We start from the raw sequence: 14428 nt of genomic DNA, 5'->3' as shown, positions 1-14428 counted from the left end.
TTTAGAGATTTGATCCCGTCTAGCTCCATCCTGGCGGGATTCACTGGATTCATGACCACATTTCCTAAAAAAATAGCACTATTCTCTAGAAAGAATAAACGAAAGGGCAAACTAGGCAAAAGTTGACTGATGTTTTGCCATGAATTTTGCTTTCCAGCTAGAACAACACGTTCAATCTGCACAGCGCCGCTTAGAGACTCTGCTCAAATCTAACCCTGAGCTAACACCAGAGCTTTTGGCTCAAACGCTCGAACAACTCAGCGACTCTTACGAAGAACTTCAGGTTGCGATCGAACAAGTCCAGATGTGTGATCTCGCACTGATCAATGCTGAGCAAGAAATTCTCACCGAACGTCGCCAGTATCAAGACTGGTTCAACTTTGCTCCTGATGCCTATTTCATCACTGATCGACTGGGTAAAATTGAACGCACAAATCAGACTGCTTGCCGATTTCTCAACGTTCAGGCTGAACAGCTCGTCGATAAACCGCTCAGCGTCTACATCGCGCTTTCTTCTCGATCGACGTTTCGCACTCAGTTAAATCAATTTCAGGCGAATGCTGAAATCTACGATTGGGAACTTGAATTCCAGCCGCACAGTCGAGACAGTTTTCCTGTGTCGATCGCGGTTTCAGCTATTTATGATGAACACAAGCAATGGACGGGGTTACGGTGGAGCGTTCGCGATATTACGAGTCGCAAACAGCTAGAATCTGAGCTTGCACGCGCCAATGCCCAACTCGAACAGCGCGTCGCCGATCGTACCGCAGCACTAGAGCACACCATCGCCCAACTCGAACAAACTCGCCAAGCGATCGCGGCGTGTCCAGTTGGCATCGTGATTGCTGATGCTCAACAGTCGGATTGTCCAGCCGTCTATGTCAATCCTGCATTCGAGCAGCAAACAGGGTATTCGGCTTCAGAAGTCATCGGGCGAAATTTCCGCTTTTTGCAAGGCAGCGATCGCGATCAACCGAGTCTAGATCAACTGCGATCGGCGCTGCAATCGGGTGAGCGCTGCACGATTATTCTGAGAAACTATCGCAAAGATGCAACTCAGGTCTGGGTTGAATTAACTGTTGCGCCAATTTTTGATGCAGGCGGCAAGATTACGAACTTTGTTGGAGTGCAGCAAGATGTGACCGATCGAGTGCATCGAACCGCTGAGCTAGAAGCTACTTTAGAGCAATTACAGCAAGCTCAAGTACAACTGATTCAGAGCGAGAAGATGTCTGCTTTGGGTCAGTTAGTCGCAGGAGTCGCTCATGAAATTAACAATCCGGTTAGTTTTATCTCTGGTAATCTTCATCCCGCTCAAATCTATGTAAATGATTTGCTGAGGCTGATTCAATGTTATCAGTCACACTATCCTGATCCGCCTGATGCCATCCTTGAAACGCTAGAAGACATTGAGTTCGATTTTCTGGAAACCGATCTACCAAAACTGCTTCAATCGCTGCAAACCGGAGCCGATCGCATTCGAGAAATTGTACTATCGCTGCGAAACTTCTCGCGGTTAGACGAAGCTGAAGTCAAACCCGCTGATATTCATGATGGGATTGATAGCACACTGATGATTTTGACACATCGCACGAAAGCAAACAATCGACGCGGCGCGATCGAGCTTGTAAAAAACTACAGCCGTTTACCGCTAGTTGAATGCTATGTTGGGCAACTCAATCAGGTGCTTATGAATCTCTTGAGTAATGCGATCGACTCGATCGATGAAGCCGTTGAAAAGCTGGGACGATCCACTCCGTTGATTTTGATTACCACTGAAATGCTCGATCAAAGCGCTGTCAGAATTACGATTAGCGATAACGGCATGGGCATCAATCAGAAAACGCTACAAAAAATCTTTGATCCCTTTTTCACCACGAAGCCAATTGGTACAGGCACTGGAATGGGATTAGCCATCAGCTACAAAATCATCACCCAACGGCATCAAGGCTCATTGACCTGTCGCTCGATCGTCAATGAAGGTGCAGAGTTTATGATTCAAATTCCTCTGAAGCAGACATCACAGTGACCGCAGTGAGAAATTTCCTCAAACCCAAACGATTCGAGAACAAACTTCCACCGACAGTCTTTAGTCTTGAGGTAAGTTCTCATCGATTGGGTCGAGTTGAGTGATGCAGATAGCTTCTGTCTCGATTGAATTTCATAGTGGAACGGATCAGTCCAGATTAATTGCTTAGAACTATGCAGGAGAGAAAGCGCGATCGCGGCTCCTTTGAACTCTCGTGAAACGGCATCAATGTTGCCGCGCTCTGGTAACTTCTGAATGAGTTTCCGTGCTTTGGTCGTTTGATTGCGTTCCTGAGTTTCAAAGAAATTCCAGCGCTGTTGGTCTTCTGGATCAAGCCAACTGCTTTTTAAGAGAACTGCGATCGCAGCTTTTCCATCTCTTCCCGCTCGTCCAATTTCCTGCACATATTCGCTCATCAAGAACGGCGCATGATAGTGAACAACCCAGCGAGTTTCAGATTTGTTTACGCCCATTCCAAATGCACAAGTCGCCACGACGAACTGGAGTTGATCTCTAATCCAAGCTTGCTCGATCGCTCGACGATCAATCGATTTCAATCCGGCATGATACGCCGCTGTTCGGTAGCCTTGTTGATTGAGCCACACAGCAAGCTCTTCCCCGTCTCGACGCGATCGCACATAGATCAAACCTGAACCAGATTGAGATCGAATGACCTCCAATAGTTTCTGTTTACGCTGTCTCGGTGTCATAACCGATTGAACGTTCAATGTCAGATTAGAGCGATACGGACTAATTTGAAAGCATTTGGGTGACTCTAGCTGGAGAATGCGCTGGATCGTTTCTTGTGTCAATGGGTTTGCAGTTGCAGTAAAAGCCGCGATCGCAACTCGATTTCGATTGTTTGATAATGCCGATCGAACGGCACCCAAGCGGTAGTAAACCGGGCGAAACGTTTCACCCCACTGCGTTAGACAATGTGCTTCATCCACGATCAGCGCGTTAATCTTAAGCTGAGGATTTAACAATCGCTGCCAAACTGCTGAACTGAGCAATGTTTCAGGCGAGAGATACAGTAACCGATAGTTCGCGATCGCGCCTAAGATCTGTCGTCGCTCTGATACTGGAAGTTCACTATGAATCATCGCTGCTGGAATTCGTTTTTCGCGCAGTTCTTGAACTTGATTTTCCATGAGTGCAACTAACGGAGAAACCACGATCGTTAATCCTGACTGCATGACGGCTGGAAGTTGGAAACACAAAGATTTACCGCCACCCGTGGGCAGAACAATCAGCGCATCCCGCCTGTCGAGAATCGTTTGAACAATCTCAGCTTGGGGAAAACGAAATTCAGAATAACCCCAAATTTGCTTTAAGCGATCGTGCAACAGCGACATTGATTTACTGTCCAGTTATAACTTGATGATCCACGGCACTTAGAGAATGTTTGAGAAGTTATCGTTCGTTGCAAACTCCCGCCCTGAAATGAATTTCGGGCTAATCGGCGCAAGTCCATTAGAAATGGACTAAGAACTTGAAACAGTCTCTTAGTCTACTTCAGTAGACTTTCTACTATTAGCCCGAAATTCATTTCAGGGCGGGATGCAATCGAAGCGAAGAAACTTTTTATACTTCTCAAACACCCTCTTAAATCGAAACTGCATTCTCATAGAACAATCGCAGCTCTGCGATCGTGATTTTAGCCGCATCAGTGCCAGAAATCGCCTAGACGAAAGTAGAATCAACTTGCAGATAGCATACTTGTCAGTTCTGCATGAATAAAGGCAATATCTGCGTCGCGCTGAATCGCTTGATAATAGTTTTGCTCTAGCGTCGATCCAGTCTGAGACGGGTGCATGAGCTGGCGGGTTTGCTTTAGTAAATCGATCGCTTGATCCATCGTAATCGGCTCTTTCGCACTCAACGCCTCATCGATTTGCACAATAAACTGCGAAATCGGACGCAACCATGCAAACCATTCATTCTCCAGCACCAACTGGAAAAACTCAGTATTCGATCGAATCCGTCCATGTTGCTGCTCGTACCGTATCCGCTCCCCATCGAGCAGCGCTTTATGCAGTCGCAACAAGGCAAAACGGACTTGCCCCAACCGTTGCAGCGTAGAATCAAACTCAGTCAAAGACATCCGACAAGATCTGGTAAACACCATCCCCATCTTGTCACATCCCACGCAGGCAGATAATTTCTAACCGAACCAATTTCGATCCGGATGACCCAACGTTCGATGAAGGTTTGATAGGATCAGATGACTTTCAAAGTGCCAAAAGCTACGATGGCGTAAGTACCTTACCCGGTTCATTGCTTATGCGCGTTCTTTCCGTGTCGATCGGCTTTCTCACGCTAGCTAGTAGTTTCGCATTCGTCGCCGCTCCGAAAGCGATCGCACAAAACACGACTCCCTACCCCGCTGAAGCAGTACAAATCTTTACTGATACCTGCGTTTCGCAAGGTGATCCCAGCAGAGTCCCGACCGCAATCATGCGCGAAATCTGTTCCTGCAACATCCGCGAGATTCAAAAAACCTACACGTTTGAGGAATTCGTGCGAATTGGAACCACCTTGGGTGAAGGAAAAGAGCCACCCGCAGGATTCAAAGAAATAGTCGAAGGCTGTGTCGTCGAAGTCTTGAAAAAGTAAAGCTTGAATCAAGCGCGGCATTCAATTTATGAAGTTGGGGCGGGAAAACTAGGGATGTTCTCTCTAGTGAAACCGCCCCAAAAATGTTTAACGCCACAGAACTCTTGATCGATGATTTTGTTCACAAACTAAAGGAAGGCTATCGTCGGACGTACGGCGGCTGGAAGTCGGATTATGAAGATATCATCGGCTGGGTGGGGTCGATGGCAATGGAGAACATCGCCAACAGTGACGCGCTCTATCACAACGTTGAGCATTCGATTTTAGTCACGCTGGTGGGTCAGGAAATTTTACGCGGACGGCATATTCGCGATGGCGGAGTCTCGTGTGAGGACTGGTTGCACTTCATTATTTCTCTGGTCTGTCACGATATCGGCTATGTGCGGGGAGTGTGCCGCGCTGATACCCATCATTTGTACGCAACAGGGCGCGATGGTGCGATGGTGTCGGTTCAACCCGGATCATCTGATGCCGCGATGACTCCGTATCATGTCGATCGAGCAAAACTATTTATCGATGAGCGCTTCGGCGGACACAAACTGATCGATGCCGAGAAGGTCAAACAAAATATCGAACTGACGCGCTTTCCGGTTCCAGCGGCTGAAGATCACCAGGACACGCAGAATTATCCAGGTTTGATTCGGGCTTCAGATTTGATCGGGCAGTTGAGCGATCCCCGCTATTTGAAAAAGATCAGCGCTCTGTATTACGAATTCGAGGAAACGGGCGTGAATAAGGCGTTAGGGTATCGCCATCCTGGGGATCTGCGGAAGAATTACCCGAAATTTTATTGGCAGGGAGTCTATCCGTATATCAAGCACGCGCTTTATTACTTGTCGCTGACTCAGCAGGGAAAACAAATCGTTGCTAATCTTTACTCGAATGTTTTCGTCGTTGAACACGAGCCTTCAGACGAGTATTTAGCCTGATTCTGGACGAAAAGCACGATCGCAAAGAGCGCAATTGTCGAATCAAACGGCAGAATTGAAAAGTACTCGATCGTGCTTTTTGCTGTCATGGATCGTTTTTTCTCCCCGATTCAACAATTTCTGATCACCTGGTTGCTGATCCTAGTTTCTGGGTGGCTGACACTCAATGCACTGACTTATTTCGGTGAACTGATCAGCGTAATCGTTACGGCAAGTCTGATCGCGTTCCTGCTGAATTATCCAGTGGCGCGGCTCAGTCAAATTCTACCGAGAGCGGTTTCGGCTGCGATCGTTTATCTCTTTGCGGGTCTGATTTTAGGAGTTGTTGGAGTCACGATCGCGCCGCCGATTTTTCAACAAGCGCAACAACTCGCCACTAATCTCCCGAATCTGATCACGTCAGGACAAGAACAGATTTCTGAGTTTCAAGCTTGGAGCCAGGATCGGCATTTAGGCGTTGATTTGTCATTTCTTCAGCAGCAGTTATCTGTTCAGTTGCAAGACCAAACGAAATCGATCGCGTCTACCGGAATCGGTCTTGTGCTGGGCACGTTTAACTGGGTGCTCGATTTCATCCTGATTCTGGTGATTTCGTTTTATCTCGTGCTGGACGGGGAAAAGATCTGGAACGGATTGACCGGGATTTTTTCCAAACCGATTCGAGACGCGCTGACCAATTCGACTCGTGATAGTCTTCAGCGGTTTGCATCGGGTCAATTGTTGCTCGGACTCTTCATGGCGATTCTGTTGTCGATCGCGTTTTGGTGGCTCAAAGTTCCATTCTTCCTCGTGTTTGCCGTGTTTATTGGCGTGATGGAAGTGATTCCATTTATCGGAGCAACGCTGGGAATTGTAACGGTTTGTGTGTTGGTGGCGTTTATTGATTGGTGGTTAGCGATCGAGGTCTTAGGCATCTCAGTCGCGATTCAGCAAGTGAAAGATAATGCGATCGCGCCCCGGATTTTGGGAGAACTGACCGGATTTAGCCCCGTGATTATTCTCACATCGCTGCTGGTGGGTGCTAGAGTAGCGGGATTATTAGGTGTAATTTTGGCGATTCCGCTCACTAGTGTGGTGAAAACGATCGTAGAAATTATGCTCAATCCTGATCTGCCTCCACAAACGGGATCAATCTTCTCGGAAACTGTGGAGAATAGTATCTTAGAACCCATGCTATCGGTTGATCCCGAAGAACCGAAAGTAACCGTGATTGTGACTGACTCGCATTAAACCTTTTTATCTTCTGTTGACCTATGGACTGGTGGCTGAAACTCAAACGAAATCCGTTAGCCAAGTTTGGAGCGTTCTTGCTGGTGTTGTTTTACCTAGCGGTGATTGCAGCCGAATTTGTCGCACCTTATAGCCCGTGTGATACGGTTTCAATTACAAGTGGGGCATGTAAACCGCAAACGGACGGCGCACTTTTGCCCCCAACGCAGATTTATTGGGCGGATCAGAGTGGTCGCTTTATTGGTCCGCATGTGTATCCCACCACTCAGGGTCCGGTGGATGTGAATACAGGCAATCGAGAATTGCGCGTCGATCGATCTAAACCTTCTGGGTTGCGTTTATTTGTTCAAGGCGAACCCTATCGCTTTCTTCAACTCCGATTCCCGCTGCCGACAAGGTTTTCTCTCAGCGATCCCCGCTTTGAAGAGATTGAACTCTTTCCGGGGTTTCCTGGCAATCTACATTTATTCGGGACAACAGGCGAAGCAAAATTTAATCTGCTTGGAACCGATGAGCAAGCGCGGGATTTATTTAGCCGTTTAGTTTACGGTGGTCGAATTAGTCTCAGCATTGGACTGGTGGGAATTGCGCTATCGTTCCCGATCGGGATGTTGATCGGCGGAATTTCAGGCTATATCGGCGGATGGGTTGACGCGGTTTTGATGCGGATTGTCGAAGTATTAATGACGATTCCAAGTATTTATCTGTTGGTCGCGTTGGCTGCGGTGTTGCCGCCTGGATTGACGAGCGCTCAACGATTTTTACTGATTATTTTCATTACCTCGTTTATTAGTTGGGCAGGATTGGCGCGAGTGATTCGGGGGCAGGTGCTTTCGATTAAAGAGCGCGAATTTGTGCAGGCTTCACGGGCGATGGGTGGAAAGCCGCTCTACATTATTGTTCGGCACGTTCTACCGCAAACTGCGACTTATGTGATTATTTCGGCAACGCTTCAGGTTCCGAGTTTCATCATCGCGGAATCGGTGTTGAGTTTGATTGGGTTGGGAATTCAACAGCCTGATCCGTCTTGGGGGAATATGCTGTCACTGGCGACGAATGCGTCGATTTTGGTGCTGCAACCTTGGTTAGTTTGGCCCCCAGCGATTTTGATTGTGCTGACTGTATTGGCGTTTAACTTGCTTGGGGATGGGTTGCGCGACGCGCTCGATCCTCGGAGTTTGCAGCGATAACGGTTTTTTGAATTTTTTGGAGAGCACGATCGTATGCTCGATCGTGCTTTTTAATGCTGCAATGCGCCCTGAGTTTGTCGAATCTCTGAAAGCATGTTCAACAATACAGAAAATCGAGATTCCGCAGTGAGTTCAGGAGTTTTGATCAAATGCTCAACCTGGGATTCAATTCCCTTCAAAAACTCATTGAGATTCGGAATTTCGGTCTGATGGAGCGAACAACTCGGAGCAGGCAAATGAGCATCATGATCGATCGCGCTTTCCAAAATTTTGTTTGGATCAAGTCCGAGTTGTTGAATCGTCCGCTGCAAAGTTTCGATCACATCGTGCATCTCGATCGGATCAAACACTCGTAACAAACTCGTTTGAGTAATAATTCCCAAATCTTTGCCCCAGTTCCAAGACACTACCAGCCGTCGAACTTGTCGCTGTTCCATCTGTTGGTGAGCAGTCCAAAGCGAATCTTCAGGACTCAGAACAAACAGCGGCGTACTCATCACTTTACTTGCTTGCGTGTGTTCAATGTCTAATCCCGATGCCTGGAACTGAACAATATCGCGCTCAGTCACAATTCCGATCGGATGCTGCATTTCATCTTCATCGCTAAACGACTCCACAATCACAATGCAGCTAATTTGATGCGTTGCCATCAGTTCCGTGAGTTGCAAGACTGAAGTATTAGGCATTGCCGTGATCACATTGCGCGACATCACTTCTGCAACTCGACGAATTTTCAGTAAGTTCGTGGGTCGAAGAATGTGACGAATACTATCAAGCGAGATCACACCGACTAAGCGACTCTGATCATTCACGATCGCTAAATGCCGAATCCGATGCCGCCGAAAGAGAAACAATGCTGCAAAAACATTGTGCAACGAAGCTTCGGTCATACTCAACACGGGATAGTGCATCACATCCGCAATCCGAGTCGATTCCATTGAAATCCCTAGTGCGGTCAGTTGCACTAAATCCCGCTCGGTAAAAATGCCGGATAGCTGCTCGTCTTGCATGACTAAAACACAACTCGATCGCGCTCCACACAGCGGATCAGGCTGGAATGGATGAGCCGTTTTGTACATCAATGCAGCAACTTCGCTCAGTCGGGCATCGGGTGAAACGATCAGCGGATAGCGATCGACAGCCTCAGCGATCGGCGGTGTGCCAATGGAACGATCGAAGGAGGTAACCATAAAACTCTGACGCAGTGGAGCAGTCTTTTAAGGTATGCAATTTATTGCTCTAGTTTCTGCGCCATGCGTCACGGATTTTCCAATCTCTGGAAATTTTTAAGATTCGTCTGAGTGTTCAATTCCAGAAATTCTCGGTGTCCGTCCGTACAGGCGATCCAAAACGCGCTTGACTGAAATTCGCTGCCATTGTTGACCGCGCTTTGTCAGGTAGCCGTTTTGATTCAGCCAATCCGCGACTTGTTGCAGAGATTTGCCCGATTTATGATGTCGGCGGATGAGTTCAATAATCTGTTGCTCATCGGGATTTTCAACCAATTCACCATTGAGCGATCGCTGTCCAAACGCGGGCGATCCGTAACCGACATAGCCACCCTGTGCCGCTTTTGTTCTGCGTCCTTGCTCTAGCCGTTCCCAAATTTCGCGTTCTCGATCGTATTCGGCAACCATCGTCTATGTGATCAACCTAGAGAGATCAGAGGTAAGAGATTAAAATTACTTGCTTTATTGAAATAACAGTTTTGAGAGATGCTGTCATTCTCTCTCAAGTTCAGTGTTTCAAACAATTGATTTCTTCAAGAGTTGTTGAGCACGATCGATCTCGTGTGTCGTCCCTTCAATCATTAGCAGAATATAGCCTTTTGCAACATACTGACTGTATTGTTTGGCTTGCTCAGTGGTTAGTCCTAAACCAATCATTGCGCCAATAATACCGCCTGCCGCCGTACCGATACCACCGCTTAGTAAGGTAAACGCGATCGCAGAAGACATCAACACTGCTCCAACTCCTGGCAGCGCTAACAAACTAGCACCGAGCAGCAATCCAGAGGTTCCGCCAATCAGATTTCCCAGCACAAAGCCTTTCTTCAATCCGGTCGCTGTCCCTGTGATCGCTCCAAAGTCAGAAGCAGAGAATTCGGTCAGCACAGTAGATTGGTTAGAGTCGCGACCAATCAGGAAAGTTTGCGCGATCGGAAATCCAGCTAAAACTAGTCGATCGAGTGATTGTCCTGCCTCTTCACGGGTTAAGAACATTCCAATTACTTGACGGCGCTGAGTCAATACTTCCCTAACCATGTCTTTTTCCTATAAAACCGAATTTTTCTGTAGCATTAACTACAGTTTATCGATTTGTTGGAAAAAATCTAGGGGCGGTTGTGCTGATGTGATTAAACTTTGACACGAAAATCGATCGCAGATTTCAAATCTACGATCGACACCCAAGTAATACCAAATTGATCTTTAGGTGCCACAGATCTTCGTAGCTCCCTAAATCCCCCACGAGTGAGAGACTTTGAGCATGAAATCTCCTTGGAAGTTAGAACGGTTTCAGGTTTCAAAGTCCCCCAGAATGGGGGATTTAGGGGGCGAGAATCTGTAGCATTAACAGATGGATTCGGTATAAAGAACAAATTTAATGCCGAGGCGCGTACATGATCACCAACACACCGAGCAGCGCAATCCAGCCACCGAGCCAGTCGAATTTATCTGGTTGAACGCGATCGACTCCCCAACCCCATAAAATCGACAGCACAATAAAAACGCCGCCGTACGCCGCATAAGCGCGTCCAAAATTCGCAGGCTGCAATGTCGGCACCACACCATAAACCGCCAGAATCATCACCCCTACAACGGCAAGCCAGACACTTTTCCCTTCACGCAACCACAGCCAGAAGAGATAGCCGCCACCAATTTCACACAGACCCGCTAACACAAAGAGCAGAAGAGATTGAAGCATTATTTTTTCACGACTGTGGGTTCTTCCACGGTCAGAGCAACTTCGTTCTCTTCGCCTGTACGAATCCGAACAGCGCGACTCACCGGAATCACAAACAATTTACCATCGCCGATCGTGCCAGTTCTGGCAGTATTGACGATCGCATCTACCACCAGATCGGTGATGTCATCATTCACGACAATTTCGAGCCTGACTTTAGGAATAAAATCAATGGTGAACGGCTTACCTTCCATATCCAGCAATCCAAGAAATGCCAAAGGTCGCCCTTTCTGCCGTCCAAAACCTTTCGCACCTGTCACCGTCATACCCTGAACTCCCAACTTTACCAGTGCCTCTTTCACGGCATCGAGCTTTCCAGGTTGAATCACAGCAAGAATTAAATTCATAAGTCGCCTCGTTTACAAGTGAGATTAGCGAGATTTTGCAGCACTGACACGATCGCGCAATCGTTGCTGCATGTCGGGCGGCAAGAAGAGCGGTTTACCTTTGAACAAACTATCGCCAACTAGGTAAGCAAATCCAGCCACGAAAAACGCGATCGCGATTCCAATTGCCGTGATTGAATTAACCTGTGCATTTCCGCTTCCGGTTAAACCGTAATAGAAAATCCCACAGACCATTGCTAAATTCAGCACCAAACCTAGTAACGGAATCACAATCGTCTTAATCGGATTGCGTTCACCATCGAGTAAATGCTCTAGTGTTGCAATCAATGTGACTCCACAAGTAATGCCGTACAGCATGAATGTGCCAATGTTAGAAACGAGAGTCACGATCGTGACATTATCCACACTTTGGACAGCATAAGCACCAATCAGCGCAGACAGTCCAGACAGAAAGAAAATTCCAAGATAAGGCGTATTGTAGCGACCGTGAAGGAATCCAAACACTGCGGGCAATTCTCGATCGGCTCCCATTGCAAAACTAATTCGCACCCCCGTAGACAGTGAAGAAAGTCCTGTTCCAAGCAATGCCATCACCACAGTACTTGCCATGATCAGTTGCAGCAAAAAGCCATTTCCAAACAGCAATGTATCTCCTAATATTTTCGCGATATCACCGATCGGTGCTCCAGACGACAGCGCGGCTGCAAATCCAGTCACCGTTTTACCATCGACGGTTGCAGTGTATTGATCCCCGATAAAGAAGTTTGCTGCAAAATACTCAAAAAAGTAGCAGATACAAGCCTGAATAAATAACGATAAAATCACTCCTCTCGGAATATCACGCTGCGGATTCACCGCTTCACCTGCCATTGCAGTCGCGGATTCAAACCCGACTAATAGTAGAATCGCGATCGTAGCTTGATAAATCAAACCACTCAAGTCATGTGGCAAAACCACACTCAGTGCATTTGCATGTTCATAGTTCACATTGGGATGTCCCAACCGATAAACAATCATCAGCAACCCTAGAAAAGTCAGAGATGCAATCTGCACAATGTTGATAACGATGTTGACCAACGTTGAGCCACTCACACCCATCAGCGCAATCCCACCAATAATGCCAGCAAACACAAAACAAATCAGCGCTTTTGTGAGCCAGTCTGAGCCAAAATCTGGATTAAACAATTGTCCAATGTAAACAACTAAAGTTCCCATAAAGCTCACCATGATGCCCGGATACACCCAGTAGTAGAGGTGTGCTGCCCATCCTGTGACGAACTTTGCCAGCCGCGCTAATCGGAAGTGTTTGTGTGCTTCTTTAGCGAGAATTGCAGCTTCAGCATAATAGTAAGAACTGCCTGCGCCCGCTTCAGGGTAAGCTTTTGACAGCGTTGCATAACAACTCGCGGTCAATAAAGCGATACAAGTTGCAAGCGCGATCGCTGCCCACATATTTTTGGCAGAATCCGGAGGAGCTTGAAGCTGATACGTCGTCCATAAAAAAGCTCCAGGAGCGATCAGCGCCATTGCATTAATCGTAATCCCGACTAAACCGAGTGTTGGCTTTAGTTCGCTGCCGTTCGAATTAGACATTTTTTCTGTTACATCCCTCTGAGGTTGCACAGAACACTTTAGACAGACTGCAAGATTACTTGGTATTACTTGCTACAAGATCAAAAATATTTTCTTTTGTTGCTAACTAAAACTACCGCCTAGCAAAGCTTTTGCAGAATTATTAAATTTGTCTTTAGTGACAAGTGTTTCAAACTGTGCTGAAACAATGAACTTATGAAAACTTTTTCGTTTTTCCTGAAGAACGGTAATTTGCGATACAAACAACTCATTATTCTATTTCTACTATGAGTCGAGTAGAAGAACCTTCGATAGTACTGAAACATTGAAGGTTGAGATTTTGAGGATTATTACTTGTTACATCTGTGTAGTTCACGGTCAGGTTAAAGCATTGAGTTGTGTCTGGGAAGCGCTCTCTAACAGGTTGAAGGAAGTTGCTCGATCGTGGAAGCTTTCCCTCACGGGGTCGCTAGAGTTTCCATTACTGTGCTGACAAAATTTAGCTTGCTTGTTTGCATTACCTTTTCAGACCTTTCCTAAGCGGAAGGCGGTAGGAAGGGAAACCGCAACGATGCTTTCTCTTCCTACACTTTAACTTTCACCAGGAGATCTTGTGTCATGGAACGCCCACTTACGAATGGCTCAACTGCCGTTCAAGAGAGAGAGCAGTTATTCGAGGAGAAACCCCATAAAAAACATAAGAAACACAAAAAACATCAAATTCACTTACCCAACCAGACTTTAAAGGTTGAGCTTGAACCGCCTGAGCCGAAGAAGCTGAACTCTAAAGCTTACGAAATCGAGCTAGGGCGATTACAAGCTGAACTGGTGAAGATGCAGTACTGGATCAAGCACACTGGATATCGTGTGGTGATTCTGTTTGAAGGTCGTGATGCTGCTGGAAAAGGAGGCACGATCAAGCGCATTGCTGAACCGCTCAATCCCCGTGGTTGTCGAGTGGTTGCTCTCGGAACGCCCTCGGATCGTGAGAAAACACAGTGGTACTTCCAGCGCTATGTGGAGCATTTACCGGGTGCGGGTGAGATTGTTTTGTTCGATCGCAGTTGGTACAACCGCGCTGGAGTCGAACATGTAATGGGCTTCTGTAGCGATGCTCAGTACCAGGAGTTCATGCACTCTTGTCCAGAATTCGAGCGGATGTTAGTGCGATCGGGGATTATGCTGCTAAAGTACTGGTTCTCGGTGAGTGATGACGAACAAGAGCGGCGATTTCAATCTCGCACGACTGATCCATCCCGGCGATGGAAGCTCAGCCCAATGGATTTAGAATCTCGCGATCGCTGGGTGGAATTTTCTAGAGCAAAAGATGCTATGTTTGCTTGCACTAACATTCCTGAAGCACCGTGGTTCACCGTTGAAGCGAATGATAAAAAACGTGCTCGATTGAACTGTATCAGCCACATTTTGAGCAAAGTGCCTTACACCGATATGACTCCCGAAGCAATGGAGTTACCCCCGCGCCGGATTGCTCCAGAAGATTATGTTCGTCCGCCTCGGAATGAGCAGTTTTTTGTACCCCAGACCTACTAA

General features: G+C 47.0%; 14 protein-coding genes. 6 read left to right on the top strand and 8 right to left on the bottom strand.

Annotated elements, in window-relative coordinates:
* Positions 1 to 139: 139 nt before the first annotated feature.
* The gene (locus tag NIES2104_RS18765) at positions 140 to 2029 is read left to right on the top strand and encodes a PAS domain-containing protein (RefSeq protein ID WP_058999796.1); all 1890 of its coding nucleotides are present in this window, start codon (positions 140 to 142) and stop codon (positions 2027 to 2029) included.
* Here the strand turns inward: NIES2104_RS18765 and NIES2104_RS18760 are convergent.
* Positions 1999 to 3384: an ATP-dependent DNA helicase RecQ gene (locus NIES2104_RS18760; protein WP_156426994.1), complete on the bottom strand. Its 1386-nt coding sequence runs from the start codon at positions 3382 to 3384 to the stop codon at positions 1999 to 2001. The genes NIES2104_RS18765 and NIES2104_RS18760 overlap by 31 nt on opposite strands.
* Positions 3385 to 3728: 344 nt before the next feature.
* Positions 3729 to 4133, bottom strand: a complete 405-nt coding sequence (locus NIES2104_RS18755; protein ID WP_058999794.1) for a hypothetical protein — start codon at positions 4131 to 4133, stop codon at positions 3729 to 3731.
* A 179-nt stretch (positions 4134 to 4312) separates the two neighbouring features.
* Between NIES2104_RS18755 and NIES2104_RS18750 the strand changes: the two genes are divergently transcribed.
* The 4 genes from NIES2104_RS18750 (at position 4313) to NIES2104_RS18735 (ending at position 7994) form a co-directional block, all read left to right on the top strand.
* Positions 4313 to 4645, top strand: a complete 333-nt coding sequence (locus NIES2104_RS18750) for a hypothetical protein (protein WP_058999793.1) — start codon at positions 4313 to 4315, stop codon at positions 4643 to 4645.
* A gap of 83 nt (positions 4646 to 4728) precedes the next feature.
* Positions 4729 to 5574, top strand: coding sequence for an Npun_R2479 family HD domain-containing metalloprotein (locus tag NIES2104_RS18745; protein ID WP_058999792.1), 846 nt, complete (start codon positions 4729 to 4731; stop codon positions 5572 to 5574).
* An 87-nt stretch (positions 5575 to 5661) separates the two neighbouring features.
* The gene (locus NIES2104_RS18740) at positions 5662 to 6804 is read left to right on the top strand and encodes an AI-2E family transporter (RefSeq protein WP_058999791.1); all 1143 of its coding nucleotides are present in this window, start codon (positions 5662 to 5664) and stop codon (positions 6802 to 6804) included.
* 23 nt (positions 6805 to 6827) lie between these two features.
* Complete coding sequence (locus NIES2104_RS18735) at positions 6828 to 7994, top strand: ABC transporter permease (protein ID WP_058999790.1); 1167 nt, start codon at positions 6828 to 6830, stop codon at positions 7992 to 7994.
* A gap of 50 nt (positions 7995 to 8044) precedes the next feature.
* Here NIES2104_RS18735 and NIES2104_RS18730 read toward each other — a convergent pair whose 3' ends face one another.
* The 6 genes from NIES2104_RS18730 to NIES2104_RS18705 all read right to left on the bottom strand — a co-directional run bounded on the left by NIES2104_RS18730 (position 8045) and on the right by NIES2104_RS18705 (position 12898).
* Entirely contained in the window at positions 8045 to 9184 is a 1140-nt protein-coding gene (locus NIES2104_RS18730; RefSeq protein ID WP_058999789.1) for a CBS domain-containing protein, read from the bottom strand.
* A 96-nt stretch (positions 9185 to 9280) separates the two neighbouring features.
* Entirely contained in the window at positions 9281 to 9631 is a 351-nt protein-coding gene (locus tag NIES2104_RS18725) for a recombinase family protein (RefSeq protein WP_058999788.1), read from the bottom strand.
* A 108-nt stretch (positions 9632 to 9739) separates the two neighbouring features.
* Entirely contained in the window at positions 9740 to 10258 is a 519-nt protein-coding gene (locus NIES2104_RS18720) for a hypothetical protein (protein WP_156426993.1), read from the bottom strand.
* A gap of 337 nt (positions 10259 to 10595) precedes the next feature.
* A complete protein-coding gene (locus NIES2104_RS18715) occupies positions 10596 to 10919 on the bottom strand; it encodes a YnfA family protein (RefSeq protein ID WP_058999786.1) in 324 nt (107 codons plus the stop codon).
* The gene (locus NIES2104_RS18710) at positions 10919 to 11305 is read right to left on the bottom strand and encodes a P-II family nitrogen regulator (protein WP_058999785.1); all 387 of its coding nucleotides are present in this window, start codon (positions 11303 to 11305) and stop codon (positions 10919 to 10921) included. Before NIES2104_RS18710 ends, NIES2104_RS18715 begins: the two co-directional genes overlap by 1 nt.
* A gap of 24 nt (positions 11306 to 11329) precedes the next feature.
* Complete coding sequence (locus NIES2104_RS18705) at positions 11330 to 12898, bottom strand: APC family permease (protein ID WP_058999784.1); 1569 nt, start codon at positions 12896 to 12898, stop codon at positions 11330 to 11332.
* 597 nt (positions 12899 to 13495) lie between these two features.
* On the opposite strand from NIES2104_RS18705, the gene ppk2 reads away from it, so the two are divergent.
* A complete protein-coding gene (gene ppk2 / locus NIES2104_RS18700; protein WP_058999783.1) occupies positions 13496 to 14428 on the top strand; it encodes a polyphosphate kinase 2 in 933 nt (310 codons plus the stop codon).

The organism is Leptolyngbya sp. NIES-2104, from assembly GCF_001485215.1.
Lineage (GTDB): Bacteria > Cyanobacteriota > Cyanobacteriia > Leptolyngbyales > Leptolyngbyaceae > Leptolyngbya.
Note: the sequence above shows the minus strand (reverse complement) of the source record. Positions and strands in the feature narration are given on the sequence as shown.

Excerpts from the sequence above, each read along its gene's own strand:
- NIES2104_RS18720 (WP_156426993.1), bottom strand. The coding sequence starts at position 10,258 with ATGGTTAGGGAAGTATTGACTCAGCGCCGTCAAGTAATTGGAATGTTC.
- NIES2104_RS18760 (WP_156426994.1), bottom strand. The coding sequence starts at position 3,384 with ATGTCGCTGTTGCACGATCGCTTAAAGCAAATTTGGGGTTATTCTGAA.
- NIES2104_RS18755 (WP_058999794.1), bottom strand. The coding sequence starts at position 4,133 with ATGTCTTTGACTGAGTTTGATTCTACGCTGCAACGGTTGGGGCAAGTC.
- NIES2104_RS18750 (WP_058999793.1), top strand. The coding sequence starts at position 4,313 with ATGCGCGTTCTTTCCGTGTCGATCGGCTTTCTCACGCTAGCTAGTAGT.
- NIES2104_RS18745 (WP_058999792.1), top strand. The coding sequence starts at position 4,729 with ATGTTTAACGCCACAGAACTCTTGATCGATGATTTTGTTCACAAACTA.
- NIES2104_RS18715 (WP_058999786.1), bottom strand. The coding sequence starts at position 10,919 with ATGCTTCAATCTCTTCTGCTCTTTGTGTTAGCGGGTCTGTGTGAAATT.
- NIES2104_RS18705 (WP_058999784.1), bottom strand. The coding sequence starts at position 12,898 with ATGTCTAATTCGAACGGCAGCGAACTAAAGCCAACACTCGGTTTAGTC.
- NIES2104_RS18730 (WP_058999789.1), bottom strand. The coding sequence starts at position 9,184 with ATGGTTACCTCCTTCGATCGTTCCATTGGCACACCGCCGATCGCTGAG.
- NIES2104_RS18735 (WP_058999790.1), top strand. The coding sequence starts at position 6,828 with ATGGACTGGTGGCTGAAACTCAAACGAAATCCGTTAGCCAAGTTTGGA.
- NIES2104_RS18725 (WP_058999788.1), bottom strand. The coding sequence starts at position 9,631 with ATGGTTGCCGAATACGATCGAGAACGCGAAATTTGGGAACGGCTAGAG.
- NIES2104_RS18765 (WP_058999796.1), top strand. The coding sequence starts at position 140 with ATGAATTTTGCTTTCCAGCTAGAACAACACGTTCAATCTGCACAGCGC.
- NIES2104_RS18710 (WP_058999785.1), bottom strand. The coding sequence starts at position 11,305 with ATGAATTTAATTCTTGCTGTGATTCAACCTGGAAAGCTCGATGCCGTG.
- ppk2 (WP_058999783.1), top strand. The coding sequence starts at position 13,496 with ATGGAACGCCCACTTACGAATGGCTCAACTGCCGTTCAAGAGAGAGAG.
- NIES2104_RS18740 (WP_058999791.1), top strand. The coding sequence starts at position 5,662 with ATGGATCGTTTTTTCTCCCCGATTCAACAATTTCTGATCACCTGGTTG.